Below are 23,825 nucleotides of genomic sequence, written 5' to 3' on the forward strand. Positions count from 1 at the left end.
GATTTATGGAATTTAGCACACAATTATTATATGCACACGATCAGATACTGCTGGCATTGATGATTTTTGTCATCATGCTTGGGATGGGAGCTAGTCTTACCATCGATGATTTTAAAGCAGTAGCCAGAAGTCCGAGAGGAGTGTTTATCGGGTTCTTATCGCAATTTGGTTTAATGCCTTTGATCGCATTTTCAATAGCTACAGTATTTAATTTTCATCCAGCGTTTGCCATATCACTGATTTTAATTGGATGTTTACCCGGGGGAACTACCTCAAATATGTTCACCTATTTTGCCAGAGGTTCAGTGGCTTTGAGCATTTCCATGACCATCGCTTCTACACTGCTGGCTTTAATCATGATGCCAATTCTGCTGGGTTTCTATACATCAGGATTTACTGCACAAATCAATGCGGAAATGCAGGCAAGCGGAACCGGTACATTTGTTATCCCAACCGGGAATATTGTAAGTTCACTGATTTTGGTTCTGATTCCGGTTCTTTTAGGGATGGTAATTCGTCGAAAGTGGCCGGATTGGGCTAAAACGGCTGAAGATACCGCAGGCTTTGTTGGTATAATTGTTATTTTATATCTGGTTTTTACTGCTTTTACCCGACATGGCAGCCTTTTCCTGAAAACCCCAGTTGAGGTTTACATTGGGGCATTAGGATTGGGCCTGATTGGTTTCTTTTTTGGTTATTGGTTTTCCCGTGCTGTTGGCATGTATCCATTGTTTCAAAGAGCCATCTCTTTAGAAACAGGAATCCAAAACGGCCCTGTGGCTTTTGCAGTTATATTACTGAGCTTTCATGAACCTGTTCAAAGTCAGATGCTTTGGCTTGCCATTCTATATTCAACTTTTATTGTTATAACCTCTTCCTTTATCACTTTGGTGTTTAGATCCAGAGGGCAGTTCGACTGGGATGTTTATAAAAACGTTACCATACATAACCGGTTGTTTGGAAAAAACTATGTTACATCTTACCCCCAGGGCTTTCTTACTAAACGGTTAATTAATGATCCAAGTCAGGGTACATCGCCGGCTCAAAAAAGAAGCGTAGCCCAATAGAACCTTTGGATTTTGATATGGGTTGATTTCAGGCCATAAGATAAAAAAGAACGCAAAGTGTAATCTTTGCGTTCTTTTTTATCATGATTTCTGGCTTTAGCTATTCTTTTTTGATATATCAAATAAACAGTTGAATGAAGCACTAAGGGTTCCGGCTCTGAGTTTTGGGGTGCTGATACCAAAATATTAGATCTAAATTTTAATTATTAATTAACCTGAATCGTTGTAGCAGTAACCCAGAATTTGTATCTTAACTTCACAATTATAAATGGTCAATATATCGTTTTATGACTTCCAAAAAACCTTATGATTATGTCTGACGATAACATTGTAAAAATATTTACCGCAAGCGAGGTCTCAGTACTGATACTGAAAGGCCGGCTTGAAGAGATTGGAATAACCTCATTGAAAAAGGACAATTTTAAATCCGGTGTTGCTGCGGGTTTTTATGGAGGCCCTCCGGATGTAGTTGATTTATACATAAAGGAGAAGGACATGGATGCGGCGGCATCCATTATTAAAGAATTTGAGGATAATCAACTTAAGTGAAAAGCTTCTAATTGTGATAAAGGGGGAATTGGTAAGGGCGCTTACGGTAAAAGATGCTGTAGGTGTAGGTTTAGGCGCGATTATTGGAGCCGGAATTTTTGTTGTAACCGGTGTGGCAGCAGGGGTATCCGGACCTGCATTTCTGATTGGACTATTTGTAGCTGGAGTTGTTGCTACATTTAATGCCTTGAGTTCTGCACAGCTTGCAGCAGTGTATCCTCAATCCGGGGGAACTTATGAGTATGGTTATCGTTTGCTGTCGCCTGCCATGGGGTTTTCAGCCGGGTGGATGTTTTTATTGAGTAAGTTGTCGGCAGCAGGGGTTGTTGCCATAGGGTTTGGGAGTTATTTTTACCAGTTCCTGCCGTTGATTTCACCTGTGTTTTATTCGGTGGGAGCTGTAATTCTTCTCACTTTTGCCAACTATTTTGGCATTCAAAAAGCGGGGAAATTAAACCTGATTATTGTTTCAGTAACGCTTTTGGCTCTGTTATATCTATTCGTAGGGGGAATTTCTTCTGTACAAAAAGAGAACTTTGTTCCATTTGCGCCTTTTGGTTTTTCGGGAGTGGCAGAGTCGGCTGCGCTACTGTTTTTCGCATTTACCGGATATGCAAGAATTGCAACTCTGGCCGAAGAAGTTAGGGAACCTGAAAAAACTATTCCACGTGCTGTCATCATTACCATCCTATCGGCCGTTTTATTGTATGCCGGTGTTTCGGTTGTGGCTGTTGGTGTAATTGGAGCAGAAAAGATGGCCGCAAGTTCTTCTCCCTTACAGGTTGTTGCTGAAAGTTTAACTGCTCCGGGAATTCATCTTGTTGTTACTATTGGTGCTTCTACTGCCATGCTGGGAGTATTGTTAAGTCAGATTTTGGGCATCAGCCGGATGTTTTTGGCGATGGGGCGCCGAAATGATCTTCCCGGTTTTTTTGAGCAGATACACTCACGGTATAAAGTGCCTTTTGTAGGAATCATCTTTACCGGTTTTGTTATTTTGTTGTTAACACTGCTTGGCACTTTTGAGTTCATTGTTCGTTCTGCTACTTTTACGATATTGCTATACTATAGTATAACAAATTTGTCGGCCATCAGGCAACCCAAAAATCAGCAATTATACGGAAAAGCGATTCCTGTTCTTGGATTAATTGGATGCCTTATGATGTCAATAGCTTTGCCATGGGAGGTTATAACATCAGGCATGGTTCTACTGCTGATAGGTTTTGGTATCAGATGGATTATCAAACGAAGTAATAACAAGAGATCGTTAGAGTTTTAGATGTTAGACACAAGCAAGCTTCTTATTGCCAGTTAATTGAATAGTAGAGCTGTAGGCTCGCATGTGTATGATAATGTGGGGAGTAAAAAAATAACGAGCTATTAAATAATATACAGTGAATTTTGAATTTGCGTATGGTAGAGTACATTAATCGGATTTTGGTAAGGTCATCATGGCCTCTTATTTTTAAATATCTTTCATTAATTGCCTTGATTCTGTTTTTGGTGTCCGGTTTTCAGGCACACTCCACCGACTCTTCTGTTTTGCGGCATTTGAGAAATACCAATTTCGGAAATCTGATGGTGTGGTCTTATTGGTGGCCTGCCATTATTTTATTGGCCATAGTTTTCGGCCGTATTTGGTGCATGGTATGCCCGGTAGAAATAATCACTACATTCGCAGCAAAAATAGGGTTTAAAAAGAAGCGGCCTTTATGGCTCAAGTCGGGTTGGGCAATCACACTTTTTTATACCATTATTTTATTGGTGGGGATGCAGGTATTGGCCATTCACAGGAATCCATTTTACATGTCGGTATATTTATTATCCATCATCCTTGTATCTGTTATTATTGGTATCATTTACGAAAAAAACACCTTCTGCAGATATGTTTGTCCGGTTGGATATCTATTGGGGCTATATTCCAGATTGGCTTTTTGGGGATGGCGGGTAAAGGAGCCATCAGTTTGCAATAGTTGTACCGATAAATCATGTATCCATAAAAAATATACATATCATCTTAATTCAAAAAGTTGTGGAGTTGATCTGTATCCTGCAAAAATTGTTAATAATGATCATTGTATATTATGTGCCGGATGTTTAAAAGCCTGTGACCGGTTTCAGTCTGAAGTAAACCCCCAACGCCCAAACCCCGGTTTAAAGTATGTGGGATTTGCCAATGGCCTCTTTCGACTTAAGCCGCTGAATATGGCTGAGATGACTTTCTTGTTGCTTGTTTCAGGTTTTGTAATATCACAGGTTTATGTGGAGTGGAGTGTTACCAGTGGGATTTTAAATAGCATTTCCTCTTTTTTGATTTCTCCTTTTTCCGTTGAATCGCATGCCTGGGGTGTGTTTTGGCATGGAGTTATTATTTTTGCCATGTTACCTGTCCTGATTTGGTTCATTCCATGGTTGGGTTTACGCATTGGTGGAGGTAGAATGGGATTAAAATCGTACTTATTAAATTACGGAATTGCTTTTCTACCCATCATGGCAGCTGCTCATTTAAGCAAGTCGATTGTTAAAGCAGTCAGCAGATTGCCTTATTTCCAGCATTTGAGCAAAGACTGGAGTGGTGTGGAAACAGCAAATCAGATTCTTGATGGCTCCATTGTATTGTGGAAAGTTTCTCCTTTGGCCGAACTGGCCATATCTGTTATTATTACCATCTTTATTTCAGCAGGAATATATTTAAGTGGTCGCATCGTTTACCTTCTGAATCGCAAAAACAGCATTCAAAAAATGGCGGTATCCTTTTATCTGATACCTGTTCTTTATGGTGGCATTTTCTGGGTTATGATAATGATCTGGAGATGGTTCTGATTCAATAACCAGCCCTTGCTGTTGCCATTGCTATTTTTATCTCGTCCATGGTATATTTTCTGTTTAAACCTGTAAATACACTGGTAACTGAGTACGTTTTATGCTTTTCAATCCATTGTGAAATAACATCAATTTTATCTTTGCTCAGAACCAATTCCGGGTCTAACTCGTTCATGCCAATGGCTTTTGCCAGATGACTGTAGATGGTTGATACGACAAGCCCTTGTTTTCGTGCTATTTCAGTAGGTTTTGCACCTGCTTTAAACATCTCCAGAGATGTTTTCCAGGTGGGTTTTTTCTTCTTTTTACCCGGTATTGGGCTAAAGTCCAATTCTGCCTCACCAAGATCATTCTCTTTCCGATAAGATTGAATCAACTCTAATATCTGTTTTCCAAATTGGTCAGCTTTACGTTTTCCAACCCCTTTGATCTGATGTAACTCTTTAATTGATGAGGGAAGTTTGTTTGCCAAATCCACCATGGTTTTTGTTTGCAAAACCATGTAGTGCGGCAGGTTCAACTCTTCGGCCTGCTGATCTCTCCATGCTCTTACCAGGTTGTAAAGTTCAGGCCGTTCAGAGGCTGATGAACTGGATGTCTTTGAAGGCTGCTTCGGTTTTTTTAGTTTCTTTTCAATGTTGCTAACAGACTTGGCTGCAAGGTAAGATGCTATTGTGAAACCTTCCCGGCATGCATCCAGACAGTGATGATGGGTGGTATAACTCTTCTGAATATTATCAATCTGATCGTTGATGGTTTTTCTGATCTCTTTGTTGTCGGTTTCAAAATCCGGATCTTCCAAAACCGGTATAAAGAGTTTTTCAAACTCAGGTAGAAAGTAATCAGCTGCTTTTTTGATGCGTTCCTGCAATTGTTGATTCTCGCTTGCCGAAACTTGAAGAGCTAGCAATTGATTGAGCTGCTGATTAAATTTCTCGGATATTGATTGAATTTTTTCTCTGAATTGCAGTAAAAGCTCATTCACTGCATCCGGAAAGTTCCCAAAAATCACACTGTGATTTTGGGAAATCTCTTTATGGAGACGGCTTAACCGACGGTTAAGTTGTGAAAAATCAAATAGCTCAAATATCAGTTCTCGTTCATACTCCAACTGAAAGCTTTTTATTCTTTCAGATGTGGGCGGATTGGATGTGGATTTATGAATAAAGTGGTTCACCGAACTGCTGGAGATAATTGCTCTTTGGTCTATTGGGGAGGAGAGAACCAATCCTTCCAGGGTTCGGCAGCGACTTAGTGCCACGTAGGTTTGGCCATGTGCAAATGCCGCGTTGGCATCAATAACTGCATGGTCGAAGGTAAGTCCCTGACTCTTATGAATTGTTATGGCCCATGCCAACCGAAGTGGATATTGAATGAACTTACCAACTACCTCCTCTTCAATTTCATTGGTGGTTTGGTTAAGCGTGTACTTATAATTCTGCCACTCTACAGGCTCTACCTCCAGAATCATGTCGGGGTCAGAGCACCTAACGTAAACGGTTTCCTTTATTATTCGATCAATAGTTCCAATTTTACCATTAAAATATAACTTTTCGCGGGAAGTATCATTTTTTGTAAACATGACTTGCGCACCGGGTTTCAGCTTTAGTTCAAAGTCATTGGGATAGCTGGTTTCAGGGAATTCTCCTTCAACCCGCGCTTTAAAAACCAACGGAGATCCTTTTATGGCATCAAGATTTTTCCGGTTAATGTCATCGGCTTGCTTGTTGTGGGAAGTAAGTGTGATGTAACCTTTTGGGACTTTGAAATCGGGGATATACCTTTTTTGGAGTATCGATAATCCTTCGGTAGTGAGCTTGTTTTCCCGGATTTCGTTAAGAACGTTGATGAATGTCTCATCATTTTGGCGAAAAATATGGGTCAGTTCGATGGTTTCTACAGGATGGTGCTGCAAAACTTTGCTCTGAAAAAAGAATGGCCCGGAGTAATGCTGTTCCAGTAATGCCCAATCTTCGCGTCTGACTACCGGAGCCAGCTGTTGTAAATCACCAATCATTAATATCTGTACGCCACCAAAAGGCTTGCTTCTGTTGCGGAATCGTCTAAAAACCCCATCTATGGCATCAAGCAAATCGGCACGAACCATACTTATTTCATCAATCACCAATAAGTCAATGCTTCTTAAAATATTGAGTTTTTCCCTGCTAAAACGAAATTTTGATTCAGGAGTTTGTTGATTTTGAGGGAGGTAATGATTGGGGATTTGTGGGCCAAACGGGAGTTGAAAAAGGGAGTGGATGGTTACTCCTCCGGCATTAATAGCAGCGACACCTGTGGGAGCCACAACGGCCATCCGTTTTGGAGAATTGGTCTTGAGCTGTCGCAGAAACGTTGTTTTTCCCGTGCCGGCCTTGCCCGTTAAAAAGAGGTTTTTCCCTGTGTTTTCAATGAATTGACGAGCCAGTTCAATAGTGGGGGTGGAGGTTATGATGGTTGATGTCATTTTCTGTCATTTTTCTACATAAAGATAGATAATTTGGCAAGGCTTTCAAAGATATACGCAAACTACCTCTTTTTGCCAAAAAACTCTTTTACCAACATACTGCACTCTTCTGCCATAATTCCTGACACAACTTCAGTTTTAGGATGTATGGGGGACGGGGTTAATCTTGAAAAGCCCCTTTTTTCATCCGGTGCAGCATACACAATTCGGCTTATTTGGGCCCAGCTTAAAGCTCCGGCACACATGGCACAAGGCTCAAGGGTTACATAAAGTGTGCAATTGTTAAGATATTTACCACCTAATGTTTCAGCAGCAGAGGTTATGGCCAGCATTTCGGCGTGAGCGGTTACATCGTTCAGGGTTTCGGTGAGATTATGCGCTCTTGCCACAATTTGACCCTTACTCACAATAACAGCTCCAACCGGTACTTCATCTTTGTTAAAAGCTTCCCGGGCTTCTTTATATGCCTGTTGCATGAAATACTTATCGGTAAAATCAATTTTATCCATAGTAAGTTTGTAAAAATGTGTAGAATATTCGTTTATGAGATAAATCTCATAAACGATTGTGTGCGTTTCTTTTTTTTTCTTTCTATTTTCGCAAAGATATTTGAAAATGTAAAAAACGAAAGCTTTTTGCAAGGTACATCAAAAGAAAATTTAGTTGCCAGCCATCATCAATATCAGGAATTTTATCTTTCAACAGAATTCAAAATAACAAAAATCATGTATAGAACTCATACTTGTGGTGAACTCAGAATAGCAGATGTAAATAAGAATGTGACCCTGAGTGGTTGGGTACAGCGTGTTCGTAACCTTGGAGGAATGACCTTTATTGATTTACGCGACCGGTACGGTATCACCCAATTGGTTATTAACTCTGAATCAAGTGAGGATCTGGCTTCTAAAGCCGATAAACTTGGGCGTGAATTTGTGATTCAGGTAATGGGGGCAGTGGCTGAAAGAAGCAGCAAAAACAGTAAGATTCCCACTGGTGATGTTGAGATAATTCTGGAAAAAATAGAGATATTAAATGTTTCGGCAGTACCGCCATTTACCATTGAGGATGATACCGATGGTGGTGATGAACTCAGAATGAAGTATCGTTATCTGGATTTGCGTCGCACTCCCGTGCGCCGCAACCTGGAGTTGCGCCATCAAATGGGTATTGAAATCCGTAATTACCTCAGCGAAAAAGGATTTTTGGATATCGAAACGCCTTTCCTTATTAAATCCACACCCGAAGGAGCCCGCGATTTTGTTGTTCCATCAAGGGTTCATCCCGGACAATTTTACGCGCTTCCACAATCGCCACAGGTGTTTAAGCAGTTGTTGATGGTGGCGGGATACGACCGCTATTTTCAGATTGTAAAATGTTTCAGGGACGAGGATTTGCGAGCCGACCGTCAGCCGGAATTTACACAGATTGACTGTGAAATGGCTTTTGTAGGTCGGGAAGAGGTTCTTTCAGCTTTTGAAGGGCTTACGAAACACCTGTTTCGTAAGGTGAAAAATATCGAAATTAAAGATGATTTCCCAAGAATGAGTTATGCCGATGCCATGGAATTCTATGGCTCTGATAAGCCTGACATCCGTTTTGGGATGACTTTCAAAAATCTTACAACTCAGGTCCAAGGCAAAGGATTCAAGGTGTTTGACGACGCCGAGTACATTGGAGGTATTTGTGCCGAAGGATGCGGGGAATACAGCAGAAAGGAACTCGATAAACTGACCGATTTTGTGAAGAAACCGCAAATAGGAGCTCAGGGATTGGTTTACGTGAAATATAATGAGGACGGCACTTTTAAGTCTTCTGTCGATAAGTTTTTTGATGCCGAGCAGCTAAAGTTATGGGCTGATACTTTTGAGGCAAAGCCGGGTGATTTGCTGTTGATTCTTGCCGGTCAAAAAAACAAAACTCTCAATGCATTGAGTGAACTTCGTCTGGAAATGGGCAGCAGATTAGGGTTACGCGATAAAAATGTGTTTGCACCGCTTTGGGTGGTTGATTTTCCATTACTCGAGTGGGACGAAGATTCGCAGCGTTTTTATGCCATGCATCACCCCTTCACCTCGCCGGTAAAAGACGATCTTGAATTACTCAATAGTGATCCCGGTAAAGTTCGTGCCGATGCATATGACCTTGTTATCAATGGTGTTGAGCTTGGCGGGGGTTCTATTCGTATTCACAACGATCAGCTACAGAAAAAAATGTTCGAGGTTCTTGGATTTACCGATGAGGAAGCGCGCAATCAGTTCGGATTCTTAATGAACGCCTTTAAATATGGTGCGCCACCACACGGTGGAATAGCTTTTGGTTTCGACCGTTGGGTATCTCTTTTTGCCGGACTTGATTCCATTCGTGATGTCATTGCATTTCCCAAAAACAATGCTGCCCGTGATGTAATGATTGACTCGCCTTCACCTATTCACCTCAGTCAGTTGGAAGAGCTTTATATTCAGTTGAGAGCTACAGAATAACATGAGATAATCTCAGGCAATTTGATTACTTTTGATAAAAAAAGAGTCATGAATGCAATCCTGGATAATAAAAAAGCTGACATAATACGCTTATGTCGGCAACTTAAAATTAAACGACTTTACGCATTTGGTTCGGTCGTATCAGGTGATTTTCGTGAAGATAGTGACATCGACTTCCTCATATCTTTTCTGGATAATATTACTTTTGAAGAATATGCTGACAACTATTTCACCCTTCATTATAAGCTTAGAGAGATTTTTAATCGGGAAATTGACATTGTTACAGAGCGCTCACTTTCAAATCCATATTTCATAGAGAGTGTAAATGAAACAAAATCGTTAATTTATGAAGCGTGAAGTTAGAAAATACTTATATGATATAAGAACCTCAATCGATTCTATTAACGAATATCTTGGGGGACGTAGGGATTTCTTCGAGTATCAGAATAATAAACTATTGCGTAGGGGCATTGAAAGAGAATTAGAAATAATTGGTGAAGCAATGAACCGGGCATTGAAGTTATGCCCGGAATTGGATATAAAGAATGCCAGACAGATTGTAGATACCCGAAACTGGGTAATTCACGGATACGATAAAGTTGATGATGTTGTTATTTGGGCAATTGTTTCAAAGCATCTGCCTGTGCTGAGGAAAGAAATTGAAAAACACCTTGATGATAAGAGCTTTAATAGTTTTTAGAACAATAACGACATGGCTTTATCCATAGTTGCGCATAACCTACCTTGTTTTACCCGTTATTATTTCCAATGAGTTTCTTCGGGAAATAGGGGCGGACATTATTATGGCCAGATAACATAAAATAGTAAATGGTTCCTAAACTTTTCTTTAAATGAGCAACACTCAACAGTACGATGTCATAATAATTGGTGCCGGAGCGGCTGGCTTAATGGCCGCCGGACGAGCGGCGCATTTGGGAGCCAGGGTGTTGTTGGTGGAAAAAATGCGTCAGGCGGGACGTAAATTGCTCATTACCGGTAAGGGACGATGCAATATTACTCACGATGGAACGGAGGTGGAATATTTCAAAAATATATTTCCCAATGGTCGCTTTTTAAAACACGCTTTTAAAACCTTTTTCAAAGATGATATTCTGAAAATATTACATGATTTTGGCGTTGAAACTACAACTGAGCGGGGAAACAGAGTTTTTCCGGTAAGCAATAAAGCCATTGATGTTTTAAAGGCCATTAAAGCATGGATGGGAGAGGAGAACATCGATATTGTGTATCGTTCCCGCGTTGAATCATTATTAATTAAAGAAGGCCAATTAAAAGGGATTCGTACTGTTTCAGAAAGTGGGAGTGTGGATTATTTTGCCAAAAATGTGATTATTTGCACCGGCGGAAAATCTTATCCGGCTACGGGTTCAACCGGCGATGGCTATGAGTTAGCCCGGCAGGCAGGACACACGATAACCAACGTTAGACCGGCTTTGGTTCCGCTTGTTACTGAGGGAGATTTGGCCGGGAAACTTCAAGGACTGGGACTTAAAAATGTAAAGGCCGTGGTATGGGTTAACGGGAAAAAAAGCTCCGAAGAGTTCGGTGAGTTAATGTTTGCTCACTATGGTTTAACAGGTCCCATCATTCTTACCTTGAGTAGGCATGTGGTAGATTTAGTTTCCGATGGTAACAATGTTGAAATTGGAATAGATCTAAAACCTGCGTTGGATGAGAAGAAGCTGGACGCGCGTTTGTTGCGGGATCTGAATGAGCACGGAAAGAAGCAGTTGGATAATATTTTTAAGCTATGGCTTCCTTCCAAATTAATACCGGTGTTTTTGGAGCAACTGGGCATAGATGGTGAGAAGTTGTGTCACCAGGTTAATGCCAAAGAGCGAAAGCGGATATTGATGTTAATGAAGGATTTCAGGTTTACTGTAACCGGTCATCCCGGTTACAAAGAAGCCATTATTACTGCTGGTGGAGTACCGGTTTTGGAGATAAACTCCAAAACCATGGAATCTAAACTTTTGAAAAACCTCTGGTTTGCCGGTGAAGTGATCGATTTGGATGCCAACACGGGCGGATTTAATCTGCAAATTGCATTTTCAACCGGATTTCTGGCAGGCGAAATGGCTGCTTCAAACTATAAGTCGGCTTCCACGTTGTAGGAGCGTTGGTTAACTACAGGATTGGCGTACATCTCCAATAACGAGTTGTAAATAAAACCGCGATCGGCACCTTTAGTCCTGCTGATGTGGTCTTCCAGATACTCTAAAAATACCAGTTTCTCCTTGCCTGTGTAGTTTTTGGCGTTTTCGTCACTTTTGTTTAGCATATCAAGTGCAACATAGTTCCCCGGCCATAGCTTGTAATTCAAATGAACATGTCGGTCAATCAAATCAGCCAGTGCCGAAAACTGGTCGTTTTTTACCGTCAAAGCATCAATTGCATCCAACTCTTTATCCAAAGGTTGGCCAAAAGCAAAATGAACCCTTCCTTTTCGGCCTCTCAGGCCTGTTGCCATGTGCATCAAATCATCTTGCTTTGTTTTCTGATAACTTGCATTGTCTCTTTTATTAAGAAACTCCATGGCTTTAAGGTAATCGCACGGGTCAAACTCATAGGAGATTGAAACAGGGACGATTTTTAGTTCTTTAAAGTTTTCCACCAGCGAGTTTTTGCCGGCAATATTAAGCATCTTTAAAAGACTGATTTGTGTTCTGTCGTTGCCGTCTTTTGAACGACCCTCCCTTTGAGCAATCCAGATGCTGTGCTTTTTTTCAGAAAGTGTATAACGAATGTAGGATGATAGCACTCTTGAACTTTCCATCATTTGCTTGATGGGTAGGTTTCTTTTAACTATAAAAGTACGGTTGAGTTTTACCAGATCAGTAATCCAGGGATAAATCAATAAATTATCACCGATGGCAATTTCTGTTGTATTAAAACCATGTTCAAAAAGCAGGACATTTAAAATGGCGGGATCAAGAACGATATCCCTGTGATTTGAAATGAACAGATAGGAATCTTTTTTATTGAGTTTCTTCAGACCGTCAACTGTAACACCTTTGGTGGTTTTTTTTATAACGTCCTTTACATAAGCTGAAATAACCTGCTCCTGAAATTGCCGAATGGATTTCAGATGCATCAGTTTATCCATAAATTGCTCTGGGGGCAATTGCGGATAAAGAAAACCCAGCAACCTGAGAAATGATTTTTCACTTTTGAGACGATTGAAAACTGATTGAATCTCCTGATCCTCGTATGGTCTTATCGATTCAAAGTCCAACAGATGTTCGTGCACCATTATTCTTTTTAGATGGTTTTGTACAAAATTACACTAAACATTCAATATATGAAATTTATTGCAATAATAAAAGCCTGTATAAGGATGATCCCGGATAGCTGTTTAAATCTTCTGGTTCTCTGAGTTGTTGAGTAGATCCCAGTACTCTAAGGCTCTTCTGGTGTGAGGAATAACAATGGTTCCACCCACAATATTTGCCACAGAAAAAATCTCCATAATCTCTTCTGTTGTCACTTTTTGTTCATAGCATTTCTCCAAGTGGTATTTAATGCAGTCGTCACATCTTAGAACCATCGAACTTACCAATCCAAGCATCTCTTTAACTCTTGTGCTTAAAGCTCCCTCAGCGTAAGTGTTTGTGTCAAGGTTAAACAACCTCTTTAGTACCAGATTATCGGAGGTTATGATCCGTTCATTCATTTTAGAACGGTAGTCTCTGAATTCTTTTATCTGCTTATTCATGGCATCTTTAATTTTTTAGGAAATAAAAATATATAAAAGGTCTGCAAAAAATTATATTATTTGTCATTGTCCGAATATATTTTCCACATTGTGGAAAATACAATTGTTGAATAAATTTCAATATAAGGTATAACCTTTCACTCTGAGTGTCGTAAAAACTGAAAAATGCTTAGAAATTGTTAAATTGAGTTTTCGTTTATATATTCGTTTTTAAGTATTCCATGATAATTTAGACTTAACCATTAATTTTTAACCATAATTCGGGTATACGCCAGTTAAGTACCGATTGAGTAATCGGTTTTGGTGGTTGTTATTCTAGAATTACTAATTTTTTATTCATGAAGCGCATTTTAGTTCCGGTTGATTTCTCTGAAGACTCCATTTTTGCTGTGGATATGGGTTTGGATATCGCAAACCTGATAAAGGCAAAACTTCGAATGATGCACGTACGAACCGGTTTAAAGTATCATCCGCAATTTGCCAAAAATAATCCGGATTTGGCTCTGAAAGATATGGACGTGGATTTTATGAATTATCTGATGAAACGTGTGCGCGATAATTATGTGGTTGAGAATGGTCAGATTGATTTTAAAATTCGAGAGGGGAATGTTGTTCGTGAAATCACAAATCAGGCTCATTATGATGATTCTGACCTTATCGTAATTGGAACCCATGGCGTATCGGGGTTTGAAGATCGTTGGCTTGGCAGCAATGCATACAGGTTGGTAGCTAATGCTCCGTGTCCGGTTTTGGCAGTTCGAAAAGAGATGGTTTTTAAAGAGAACCAGAAGATTCTACTTCCAATTGATACAGAGAAAGTGAGTCGCAGAATAGTTCCTCAGGTTGCTCAGTTTGCAAGACTTTCCAATGCTTCTGTATTGGTCGCAGGAGTCAATAAAAAATCCAAATGGTTTATGTCTGGGCGGGTTAACACTTACATGCATCAGGTTGAAAAATATCTCAAAAAAGATCCTTTCCTGAACGTAGAAGCCATTCAGGTAGATGGTTCCGAAGGGCCAAAGGAAATGCTCGAATATGCACATGCCAAGGATGTTACCATTATAGCGCTTCCAGTTAGAAAAACAATGAACCCTTTTGATAGTATTTTTCATCCTTTTGCCAACGAATTACTCAATCTTTCAGATTTGCCCCTTTTGGTCGTTCCCGAAAGAGAATAAATCAGTATCTTTGTCATGAAAAAAAGTGGGATGGTACAATTCTTGATTAAGAGCTTTTGTTTTTAATCACCACTGTTGAACTATAACGTAATGATGAAGGTACTTCTTATCGCAATAATTAGTTTGTTATGTCATTTGGCATTTGGTCAGGAAGGGAGATCGACAGTAGGGGATTCTCCTTTTGCACGAGTTGAAAGTCGGAGAATGGGCGAGGGGCGTATTGTTATCCGCCAATCACCAGCCGTTGAACAGATGATGGGACACTATATACGGAATAATCGAAACATGCCTGGTGTTGAAGGGTATCGCATTCAATTATATTCAGGTACAGGTGCGCAAGCAAGACAGGAGGCACAGGAAGTCAGGACGAAGCTGCTCAGTCAGTTCCCCGATGAGCGTGTGTTGGTTGAATACAACGCCCCATTTTGGAGGGTCAGAGTAGGCAGTTTCAGACACAAACATGAAGCATTACCTTTGCTGAAGAAAGTCCGGGATATTTTTCCAAATAGCTATGTGGTCAGAGAACCGGCCATCAGATTGGACGATTTTAACAGGAATTGATATAAGAAAAACCGCCGTATTACGGCGGTTTTTTGTTTAAAGGTATTTGGTTGGTGATTAAGTTTCCTGGTTTTAAAATTGGAATTATAATTTAAAACAGGATAAATTTGCTTTAATATTTTTGTGATAATTCAACATGAGCGATCAAGTAAAACATGAGTGTGGGGTGGTTCTGATCAGGTTGCTAAAACCTTTGGATTACTACCGTGAAAAGTATGGAACATGGCGTTACGGGCTGAATAAACTCTACCTGCTAATGCAGAAGCAGCACAACAGGGGACAGGACGGAGCCGGAGTTGTAAATCTGAAAATAGATCAGCCTGCAGGTAAAAAATATCTCTTCAGGGAGCGGTCTAATCTTAGCAATCCTATTCAGGATGTGTTCTCAAGAATATTTAAACATTTTCAATACGATGATGATCATAACCATGAGCAGTTTTGTGATTCTGTTTGGGCTAAGGAGAATCTTCCTTTTGCAGGCGAGCTGTATCTTGGACATTTAAGGTACGGAACTTTTGGAAACGACTCGCTGGATTATGTTCACCCTGTTATGCGTGAAAACAACTGGAGATCGCGAAACCTTGTTTTGGCGGGTAATTTTAACCTCACCAATGTGGATGAAATCTACAATGCTTTGGTCGAATTAGGCCAGCATCCAAAGGATTACACCGATACAGTTTCTATTCTCGAAAATGTAGGACATTTTCTTGACGAGGAGAATCAGTTGCTGTTCCGACAATTTAAGAATGAAGGTTATAGCAATCGTGAAATATCCAGTTTCATTGAAAGGGATCTTGATGTGCGCAAAATTCTCGAACGATCAAGTAAAAAGTGGGATGGAGGATATGTGCTTGCAGGATTGCTGGGGCATGGAGATGCTTTTGTAGCGCGCGATCCATGGGGTATTCGTCCTGCCTCGTATTATTATAACGACGAAATTGTGGTAGTTGCTTCTGAGCGTCCGGTAATTCAGACTGCTTTAGACGTTAGAGCCAATGAGGTGCAGGAATTAAAGCCGGGATACGCTCTTATTATAAAAAAAGATGGACAAATCAAGGAGGAGATGGTCAGCGTTCCTCAAGCCCGCAAATCGTGCTCTTTTGAAAGGATTTATTTTTCGAGGGGAAGCGATAAGTCGATCTATCTTGAACGAAAAGAACTTGGAAGGTTACTTGCTCCGCTTATTCTAAATAAGGTAAATCATAATCTGGAAGATACTGTTTTCTCATACATACCAAATACTGCCGAGACTGCATTTTACGGCATGATGGAAGGCATCAGGGAATATCTGGTGAAGTGGAGACTTGATGAGGTTCGGAAATTGGGCGTCAATCCTGATACAGCAAAGATGGAAGAAATTCTTTCCCGTGAACCCCGGGTAGAAAAGATTGCCGTTAAGGACGTTAAGCTAAGAACTTTTATTACAGCTGATTCTTCGAGAGATGATATGGTGGCTCACGTTTATGACGTGACCTATGGAATTGTTAGAAATAAAGTTGATACACTTGTGGTTATCGACGACTCTATAGTAAGAGGAACCACTCTCAAACAGAGTATTCTAAAGATTCTTGATCGTCTTCATCCCAAGAAAATAATTATTGTCTCTTCGGCTCCACAAATCAGGTATCCCGATTGTTATGGTATTGATATGGCACGTCTGGCTGACTTTTGTGCATTTAGAGCAGCCATTGAGTTGTTAAAAGATAACGGTTTAGAGAGTACCATAACAGAAGTTTATGAGAAGTGTAAATCGCAGATGAACCTTCCCAAAGAGGAGATGGTTAATTATGTAAAGGATATTTACAGACCCTTTACCGATGAACAGATTTCTGATAAAGTAGCCGAAATGCTACGTCCTATTGATATTGATGCCGATGTTGAGGTATTGTTTCAGTCCGTTGAGAATTTAAATAAGGCTTGTCCCAATGACTTGGGCGACTGGTATTTTACGGGGAATTATCCAACTCCGGGTGGAAATAAGGTGGTGAATTCGGCTTTCATAAATTACGTTGAAGGAAATAGTGCAAGGGCTTATCAGTCTTGTTGTTAAAACGAAGCTTTTTATTGGAGACTACCGTGAATAGATTTGCTTATGCAAATCTATTCCAGTTTTTAACCAGGTAAAAGCATCAATTGGGTGCTCTCCTATTCTTATATCACTTCTTTCATGTCCCAACCTGACAATGATGGTGTTGATGGACGGTACAATAAATATATACTGGCCTAATATGCCTCTTGCATATGGAATTTTCTCCCCATTATATTGCATGATCCACCATTGGTAGCCATAAAAATCCACGGGATTTCCATCCCGGTCTGTTAGGTGAGACGCAGGAGTTATTGATTTCTGAATGTATTTTTCGGGAATAATTTGTTTTCCATTCCAATTACCGTTATTCAGGATTAGTTGCCCGATTCTTGCAAAATCTCTGGCATTGCTGTTAAAACAGCAGTATGCCTTTTCCATCCCGTACTCTCTGTCAAGCGACCATAGTCCAGGTGTTTCAGCTCCCACGGGTTGCCAAAGCTTTTTTGAAGCATATTGTGATACGGTCATCCCGGTTTTTCGAGTCAGAATAGTGGCAAGAAGTTGGGTGTCGCCACTCCTGTAATTGAAAGAGCTTCCCGGCGAATCAGTTACACTTATTCTGTGCATGAGCGCGTTTAAATCATTGCCATAATAGGCTTTAGTTGTAATGGAGAAAGCTGAGCTATATGCTTCATCCCAATCTGTTCCCGAACTCATGGTCAGCAAATGTTCGAGTGTTAGTCCATGTCCGTGTAAATTGGTGTAGTCAGGTAAAAGCTCTTCAATGGGCAGATGAAGATTTTTTATATAGCCATCGTCTATAGCTGCCCCAATTAACAGGCCAACGATGCTTTTAGCGACAGAGAATGAGTTGGATATGTTGGTTTTGTCCTCGTCTTCTGCGTAATATTCAAATACTAACGAGTCATTGCTTATCACTAAAAATGCTGTGGTTTTCATCAGTTCTACGGAATCTTTCTGTTCATCTGAAAAGATCGGTATTCCATATAATGATGATACAGGCCATGGTTGGGGGGAGTTTATTTCAATTGTTCTGTTAGGAAATATTTCGTAATCATATATTCCCGGGTGTTGATGAATAATCGCTCTTTTTAAATAATATGGCAGAATGAACCATGTTGAAATAATCAACATGGATGTAAAAACAATGATCATTGTTTTTCTTGCGTTTCTGTTAAAGAAATTATTCATCACACGATCTGTTTTCAACTTAAAGATTACGGATATTACGAAAATAAAAGCGGGATTTAGCTCTTATCCTTTTGATCTCCGGGTTTCCATTCTCTGATATAAATATCATCAGGAAATGCCATGGGTTTATATATTGATCGTTCGCCAATTGTCCTGAGGCACTCTTGTATCCCTTCGGCCACGCTGGGGTGCGGGTAAAATATTTTCAGAACTTCTCCAAGGCTGTCCCCCTGGTTTATAAGGTGCGCCACAGAAACAATGTATGATGATGCTTGTGGGCCTGAAGCGCGCATGCCTAGAATTCGTTGTTCATGGTCATCACTTACAAGTATTTTTATGAAACCTGTGGTGCTTCGCATGGCAATGGCACGATTTATCAGTTTGTTTGAGTAATAGGCTGCTTTATAGGCAACTCCTGCTTTTTGGAGCATTTTTTCATTGGCTCCTACTGCAGCCACTTCAGGTTTAAAAAACATCAGCGTACTCATGTGTGAGTAGTCCAGCGGATAGCCAACTTTCCCGGCCATCTTTTCCACCGCTTTGCGTCCCTGAAGTTCAGCCACACTGTATAATTGAGAATGTCCTGTTACATCACCTGCGGCATAAATGTTGGAGGGTTTCCCGTTTATAATAACCTGACAATTGTCGTTTATTTCAAGAGTTCCCTTCTCTGTTGGTGTTAATCCTGCATTTTCGGGTTTCAGAGATTTCAGGTTTGAAATCCTACCTATTGATATGAGAGCAACATCAACTTCAAGAACCTTACTGTGCCCATCATCATAATCCAGAATTACCTCCAGATATCCGGGATGCTTAACGATTGTTCTCAGTTGGGCCGTGTGATGGATGGTTACACCATTGCCATTTAAATTTTCGGCTACGTAATCACTTATGTCATCATCTTCATATGGAAGTACCCGGTTTGCTCTGTCCAAAAGGTGTACTTCTGTTTGCTTGAAATTTGAAAAGATGGTGGCAAACTCACAACCGATGATTCCTGAGCCAATAATAAGTATTCTTTCTGGGAAGTGCTTTAAAGATAGAATGCCTTCTGAATTGATAATTCTTTCGCCATCTACTTCAAGGTCGGGATATTTTCTTGGTCTTGAGCCCGTTGCAATCAGAATATTTTCACCTTTAACCTGCTCTTCACCTGATTCTGATTTTATCGAGAGGGTATTTCTGTCAGAAAAAGAGGCCATCCCCTGAATCAATGTGATGGAGCCTTGCATTTGTTTTTTTCGTGCAAAAGTCTCAATCTGACTCCTCATCTGGTATTGCTTCTCCTTGGCGGCTTGAATTACTGTGTTTCTTACCTGTTTGTAATCAACAGTTAAACCACTAGCTCTGTAGCCTCTATCTACACGTGCCGCAATGGAATAATCTAAGGATAATTCATACATGGTTTTGGAGGTGAGTGCTCCGTTCATTATGCCTGCCCCGCCAAGATGCCCTCCCTCAATCAGACAAACTTTCATTCCAAAATCAACACCTCTTACTGCAGCTGAAAAACCGGCAGGCCCACTTCCAATAATGACGAGATCGTATTGTTTCATCTGTTTATATTTTGTTTTTTATTGTTCCCGAAGCCTCGGGAGAACTCGTCCCGAGGATACGGGACTCGTTTCATGTGTCTATAATTTGTTTTCCAGTTGCTCCAGCTGCTTCGGGAGAACTCGCCACTGAGTCATTCTCCTGTGCGCTGAAGCGCACGATATGGCTCATTTGATGAATAGCTTAAATTTATTGGTAATTTAAAGAAAAAAAAGAAAAAGGCCATCCGGAAGTTAAACTTTTCCACATGGCCTTTGGTTCATTTGTTTTTTTGATAATCCTCGTTATTCGTGGGTATCATTTGGATTATAGGATTCAACATGCCTGTTTACTTTGGCCTGGTAAAGTTCCTTTATGGTTATTATAATTCCGGTCTCTTCCACGTATCCAAAACTTTCGTTTACAGCTGTGCCGAATGTCCTCATTGATGGTGAAAGGTTCATGTAGGCATTGATCAATGGAGGAATGTTCTCTCCCAATTCGCGTACCTTTTTACTGAGCACTTTATAATCGTCGGCGTAAGAGTCGCAGGAGAAAATCTCTTTCACCATATCGTCGGTAATTGACGTTTTGACAGGTACTTTCGGGTAAACAAGATTATTTTTATCTCTGAAATATACCCCCATAAATGCGCGGATAAGATCTTTAGCTTCCTGGTTATAATGGGTGTACATGGTTACTTTTCCAAAAAAGTATTGCATGTGTGGGTTGTTCACGATTAGCGTGCCTAAGCCATCCCATAAATTATCCAGAGCAAAAAGACTTTTTGCACCCATTTTGCTGGATTGATATTGCGGCTGCACAAATGACCGACCCAATTCAATGGTATGTGGCAGGTAATCCTTTATAAACTCATCAGAAAAATTAAACATTTTGGATGTCGCAATTTCAACCTCTCCTTTCTCATTGGTTTTTACCTGGTCGCCCATGATGTAGCGATATCCACCGAGTATCTCTTTTTCGTCGGGATCCCAAACTATTAATTGCCTATATGGTACTTCAGATGTATCATAATCATCCAGATCAATTTCTTTACCTGTTCCGCCTCCTGCTGTTCTAAATGCCAACTCCCTGAGTCTTCCAATCTCTTTCAACAGGTTTGGTGCCTGTTCCGCAGAGAAGTCATAAATTCTGTTATCCCCCTTGTTGGTCTTCCTGACGAAAATCTCTTTGGTCATCTCTTCTTCCAACAAGTGCCGTGGCACCGGAGGTATTACTGGTTTAATGGAATCCATTTATTTGATTGTATTTTAATTTGATGCAAAATTAGTTGATTTTTGGTAACTCATAGACCATTTTCTTTATTTTTTCAGCGCTTTGTGTGGGATTCGCTTCATTTTTAAGGTTTTTCCATGATATGGGTGTGCCAAATCTAATGGTCAGATTTTCTCCTCTTTGCTTATAAAATTCATCAGCAAGGTAAAGCATCTCAATATTGGCTTTTATGCCCAGCCTTTTTCGAATATTAGCAAGTTTATAAAAGAAATTGGTGTTTCTGCCTGTTATGTGTACAGGCACAACATCCCTTTGATGTTGAATGGCTTTTCTTACAAAGTTCTTTTTCCACTCCAGATCCCGGATGATCCCTTTTTGTTTGCGACTTACAAGTCCGGCGGGGAACATCAGTATCTGTGCTTCTGAAGCATACGCCTCTTCCAGTGCAATGGCTGCTTCTCTGGAGTGTGCTCCGTGTTTATTAAGGGGTAGAAAAATATTATCCAGTCCCTTAATATTCATAAGGATGTCGTTAACCGGAAATTTTAAATTGGGAAATCTTTCTCCAACAGCAGACAGAAAAGCAATGCCATCCATTCCTCCAAGGGGATGATTGGAGGCAAAGAGATATCTTCCACTGGATGGAATTTGATCTAATCCTTGTGTGTTATAATCCACCCCAAATCCATCTAAAATGGCACGAGAGAATTCAAGTCCTTTTTTATTCCGGTTTGAGTGGATGAATTGATTGATTTCATCCTGATGTGTGATCCGTTTTAGATATCGGACGATGAAACCGGGAATAATTTTCAATAATGCAGGGTTTTTGCTTGCAAAAACCCTCTCAATGTCAATAAGCAGTTCCTTTTCTGAATCAGGATCCTGATTGTTTCTTTCCACAACTCGTTATTTTTGGTTGATCACTTATTGTTTTGCAAACGAACATTTTCAAAATGCCCCCAAGTATACGAAAAAAATGCGAAATGGTTAGGATTTCAGCTCTCCGTTGGCTTGTTTTTATTATGATAGACTGTACGAATATTACGGTGTATCTGGGTTTTGTATGCTTTTTGATAAAAAATGGAAATAAAGTGGGTTAAAGTGGTTGATTGTGGTATAAAAAAGTTTTACCTTTACCATCTAAAGGATAAAAGTGTAATGGTCACATTTATAGGTGATTTTGAATGCAGAGCCGATGCAAAAGGGCGTATCGTGCTGCCTGCCGCTTTTAAAAAAGCGATGGGGCAGGACGAAATGCGTTTTGTTGTGCGAAAAGATCTGTTTGAAAATTGTCTCGTGTTGTACCCTTATGATTATTGGGAGGAGGAGTTGGACCGTTTGCGTGAAAAACTGAATCCATACAACAGAAATCATAAGCAGTTTTTACGTGATTTCTTTCGTGGATCTGCTGAAGTTACACTAGATGGTAATGGGCGATTTTTGATTCCACGCCGCTTAATGGAGCAGGTTGGTGCAGAGCGGGATATTGTTATGGTTGGTGTGGATCGCCATATTGAACTTTGGGCATCGGATCTATATCACTCAATTGCCGAAGATCCTGAAAAACTGGGACAACTGGCGGAATCTATTTTGGGGAATATAGACAAGAGTAAACAAAACGATAATAAGTAACGGGATGAATACCACCTATCACATACCGGTTTTGTTGCAAAGTAGCATTGATGGTATCAACATAAGACCCGATGGGACTTATGTTGATCTTACTTTTGGAGGAGGTGGGCATAGCCGTGCAATTCTCGAAAAACTTAACAACGGCAGATTGATTGTGTTCGATCAGGACGAGGATGCCTGGGAAAATAGGATTGATGATAGTCGGGTTGAATTTGTCAGGCATAACTTCCGCTACCTCTATCAGTTTCTGAAATATCTTGAAGCAATGCCTGTGGATGGAATTCTTGCTGATTTAGGAGTCTCCTCTCATCATTTTGATGCAGCCGACCGTGGATTCTCGTTTCGCTTTGATGCCGATCTGGACATGCGAATGAACAAGAATCAATCATTTACAGCTGCTGATATTTTAAATACCTACAGCGAAAAACAGTTGATAACTGTTTTTAAACTTTATGGAGAGATCTCATCTTCCCGTCGGTTGGTTTCAGAAATAATAAATTACCGCAATATAAAGCCTTTAAAAACCACATGGGAGTTAAAGGAATTGGCCTCAAAATTAGCACCACGAAAGGACGCCGCAAGGTTTTACGGTCAGGTGTTTCAGGCATTGCGCATAGAGGTAAATGGTGAAATGGAGGCACTGAAGGAGATGCTGGAAAGTTCATACAGCGTTCTAAAGCCCGGTGGTCGATTGGTCATTATCTCATATCATTCGCTGGAAGACCGGATGGTTAAAAACTTTATGCGAACTGGGAATGTTGAAAAATCTCAACCTGAAACCGACATTTTTGGACACGCCAATACCCCTTTTAAGGTGGTTACCCGAAAGGTAATTGTTCCGGAGGAAGAGGAGGTAAGTTTGAATCCAAGAGCCAGAAGCGCCAAATTGAGAATAGCTGAAAGAGCAGAAAATGTTTGATATTAAATTAATCAAAAGCTATGGCAGAAGAGAAACGTTCGATGAATGAATTTGATTCTGGTCGTGAAGCGATGCAGGACATAAAGGGGTACACATTAAAGGATTTTCTTAATGGACAGGTTTTTAATAGTGCTTCGGTTGCTAAACAAGGACCCTTTCTGATTTTTCTGGTTTTTTTGGCCTTTATTTATATCAATAATCATTATAGTGTAGAGAAATTGCTGAAGGAGCAGGTGGCACTTACAAGAGAGGTTCAGCACTTAAAATATGAGGCGATCACAACATCATCCGAACTCATGCAGATGAGTCGGCAGTCGGAGGTGGTTCGAAGGGTGCAGCAAGCAGGGTTGGGGCTAGAAGTACTTAAAACACCCCCGAGGGTATTAAAAGTTGATAAAAAATAAGG

The 23,825-nt window shown here is 40.3% G+C and carries 22 protein-coding genes; 14 read left to right on the forward strand and 8 right to left on the reverse strand.

Annotated features, from left to right (window positions below):
* Positions 1-5: 5 nt before the first annotated feature.
* The 4 genes from B5X70_RS12985 to B5X70_RS13000 all read left to right on the forward strand — a co-directional run bounded on the left by B5X70_RS12985 (position 6) and on the right by B5X70_RS13000 (position 4,439).
* The gene (locus tag B5X70_RS12985) at positions 6-1,067 is read left to right on the forward strand and encodes a bile acid:sodium symporter family protein (RefSeq protein ID WP_079558337.1); all 1,062 of its coding nucleotides are present in this window, start codon (positions 6-8) and stop codon (positions 1,065-1,067) included.
* A 312-nt stretch (positions 1,068-1,379) separates the two neighbouring features.
* Entirely contained in the window at positions 1,380-1,616 is a 237-nt protein-coding gene (locus B5X70_RS12990) for a putative signal transducing protein (protein ID WP_157666466.1), read from the forward strand.
* Between the two features lie 13 nt (positions 1,617-1,629).
* Positions 1,630-2,895, forward strand: coding sequence for an APC family permease (locus B5X70_RS12995; RefSeq protein WP_198314228.1), 1,266 nt, complete (start codon positions 1,630-1,632; stop codon positions 2,893-2,895).
* Between the two features lie 134 nt (positions 2,896-3,029).
* Positions 3,030-4,439: a 4Fe-4S binding protein gene (locus B5X70_RS13000; protein WP_079558340.1), complete on the forward strand. Its 1,410-nt coding sequence runs from the start codon at positions 3,030-3,032 to the stop codon at positions 4,437-4,439.
* Position 4,440: 1 nt separating this feature from the next.
* Here B5X70_RS13000 and B5X70_RS18535 read toward each other — a convergent pair whose 3' ends face one another.
* Together B5X70_RS18535 and B5X70_RS13010 are read right to left on the reverse strand one after the other, a co-directional pair.
* Positions 4,441-6,903, reverse strand: coding sequence for an HRDC domain-containing protein (locus B5X70_RS18535; RefSeq protein ID WP_079558341.1), 2,463 nt, complete (start codon positions 6,901-6,903; stop codon positions 4,441-4,443).
* 62 nt (positions 6,904-6,965) lie between these two features.
* Positions 6,966-7,412 carry a nucleoside deaminase gene (locus B5X70_RS13010; protein ID WP_079558342.1) on the reverse strand — a complete coding sequence of 149 codons (447 nt, stop codon included), beginning with the start codon at positions 7,410-7,412 and terminating at the stop codon, positions 6,966-6,968.
* A gap of 216 nt (positions 7,413-7,628) precedes the next feature.
* Here B5X70_RS13010 and aspS point away from each other — a divergent pair, with 216 nt between their 5' ends.
* The 4 genes from aspS (at position 7,629) to B5X70_RS13030 (ending at position 11,518) form a co-directional block, all read left to right on the forward strand.
* On the forward strand, positions 7,629-9,383 hold the full coding sequence (gene aspS, locus B5X70_RS13015; protein WP_079558381.1) for an aspartate--tRNA ligase: 1,755 nt from the start codon (positions 7,629-7,631) through the stop codon (positions 9,381-9,383).
* Positions 9,384-9,431: 48 nt separating this feature from the next.
* A complete protein-coding gene (locus B5X70_RS13020; protein WP_079558343.1) occupies positions 9,432-9,740 on the forward strand; it encodes a nucleotidyltransferase family protein in 309 nt (102 codons plus the stop codon).
* Positions 9,730-10,083, forward strand: a complete 354-nt coding sequence (locus B5X70_RS13025) for a HepT-like ribonuclease domain-containing protein (protein WP_079558344.1) — start codon at positions 9,730-9,732, stop codon at positions 10,081-10,083. The genes B5X70_RS13020 and B5X70_RS13025 overlap by 11 nt, the downstream gene beginning before the upstream one ends.
* Positions 10,084-10,234: 151 nt before the next feature.
* Entirely contained in the window at positions 10,235-11,518 is a 1,284-nt protein-coding gene (locus B5X70_RS13030; protein WP_079558345.1) for a BaiN/RdsA family NAD(P)/FAD-dependent oxidoreductase, read from the forward strand.
* Here B5X70_RS13030 and B5X70_RS13035 read toward each other — a convergent pair.
* Together B5X70_RS13035 and B5X70_RS13040 are read right to left on the reverse strand one after the other, a co-directional pair.
* Positions 11,494-12,657: a 1-acyl-sn-glycerol-3-phosphate acyltransferase gene (locus tag B5X70_RS13035; RefSeq protein WP_079558346.1), complete on the reverse strand. Its 1,164-nt coding sequence runs from the start codon at positions 12,655-12,657 to the stop codon at positions 11,494-11,496. The two genes, B5X70_RS13030 and B5X70_RS13035, sit on opposite strands and share 25 nt — an antisense overlap.
* A 102-nt stretch (positions 12,658-12,759) precedes the next feature.
* On the reverse strand, positions 12,760-13,119 hold the full coding sequence (locus B5X70_RS13040) for a carboxymuconolactone decarboxylase family protein (protein WP_079558347.1): 360 nt from the start codon (positions 13,117-13,119) through the stop codon (positions 12,760-12,762).
* Positions 13,120-13,457: 338 nt separating this feature from the next.
* Between B5X70_RS13040 and B5X70_RS13045 the strand changes: the two genes are divergently transcribed.
* The 3 genes from B5X70_RS13045 (at position 13,458) to B5X70_RS13055 (ending at position 16,908) form a co-directional block, all read left to right on the forward strand.
* Positions 13,458-14,297 carry a universal stress protein gene (locus B5X70_RS13045; RefSeq protein WP_079558348.1) on the forward strand — a complete coding sequence of 280 codons (840 nt, stop codon included), beginning with the start codon at positions 13,458-13,460 and terminating at the stop codon, positions 14,295-14,297.
* Between the two features lie 90 nt (positions 14,298-14,387).
* On the forward strand, positions 14,388-14,858 hold the full coding sequence (locus tag B5X70_RS13050; protein ID WP_079558349.1) for an SPOR domain-containing protein: 471 nt from the start codon (positions 14,388-14,390) through the stop codon (positions 14,856-14,858).
* A 136-nt stretch (positions 14,859-14,994) separates the two neighbouring features.
* The gene (locus B5X70_RS13055; RefSeq protein WP_079558350.1) at positions 14,995-16,908 is read left to right on the forward strand and encodes an amidophosphoribosyltransferase; all 1,914 of its coding nucleotides are present in this window, start codon (positions 14,995-14,997) and stop codon (positions 16,906-16,908) included.
* 21 nt (positions 16,909-16,929) lie between these two features.
* Here the strand turns inward: B5X70_RS13055 and B5X70_RS13060 are convergent, their stop codons facing one another.
* From B5X70_RS13060 to B5X70_RS13075, 4 genes are all read right to left on the reverse strand, one after another.
* On the reverse strand, positions 16,930-18,099 hold the full coding sequence (locus B5X70_RS13060) for a serine hydrolase domain-containing protein (protein ID WP_198314227.1): 1,170 nt from the start codon (positions 18,097-18,099) through the stop codon (positions 16,930-16,932).
* Between the two features lie 56 nt (positions 18,100-18,155).
* The gene (locus B5X70_RS13065; protein WP_079558351.1) at positions 18,156-19,655 is read right to left on the reverse strand and encodes a dihydrolipoyl dehydrogenase family protein; all 1,500 of its coding nucleotides are present in this window, start codon (positions 19,653-19,655) and stop codon (positions 18,156-18,158) included.
* Between the two features lie 282 nt (positions 19,656-19,937).
* A complete protein-coding gene (locus B5X70_RS13070; protein WP_079558352.1) occupies positions 19,938-20,888 on the reverse strand; it encodes a glycine N(alpha)-acyltransferase GlsB in 951 nt (316 codons plus the stop codon).
* 31 nt (positions 20,889-20,919) lie between these two features.
* Entirely contained in the window at positions 20,920-21,768 is an 849-nt protein-coding gene (locus B5X70_RS13075; RefSeq protein WP_079558353.1) for a lyso-glycine lipid O-acyltransferase GlsA, read from the reverse strand.
* A gap of 180 nt (positions 21,769-21,948) precedes the next feature.
* Between B5X70_RS13075 and B5X70_RS13080 the strand changes: the two genes are divergently transcribed.
* The 3 genes from B5X70_RS13080 to B5X70_RS13090 are packed head-to-tail and all read left to right on the forward strand — an operon-like array spanning position 21,949 to position 23,823.
* Positions 21,949-22,500, forward strand: coding sequence for a division/cell wall cluster transcriptional repressor MraZ (locus B5X70_RS13080; RefSeq protein ID WP_232468393.1), 552 nt, complete (start codon positions 21,949-21,951; stop codon positions 22,498-22,500).
* Positions 22,501-22,504: 4 nt separating this feature from the next.
* On the forward strand, positions 22,505-23,419 hold the full coding sequence (gene rsmH / locus B5X70_RS13085; protein WP_079558354.1) for a 16S rRNA (cytosine(1402)-N(4))-methyltransferase RsmH: 915 nt from the start codon (positions 22,505-22,507) through the stop codon (positions 23,417-23,419).
* A 20-nt stretch (positions 23,420-23,439) separates the two neighbouring features.
* Complete coding sequence (locus tag B5X70_RS13090; protein WP_079558355.1) at positions 23,440-23,823, forward strand: FtsL-like putative cell division protein; 384 nt, start codon at positions 23,440-23,442, stop codon at positions 23,821-23,823.
* The last annotated feature ends 2 nt before the right edge of the window (positions 23,824-23,825 follow it).

The sequence above is a fragment of the Alkalitalea saponilacus genome (assembly GCF_900168165.1).
Lineage (GTDB): Bacteria > Bacteroidota > Bacteroidia > Bacteroidales > Marinilabiliaceae > Natronoflexus > Natronoflexus saponilacus.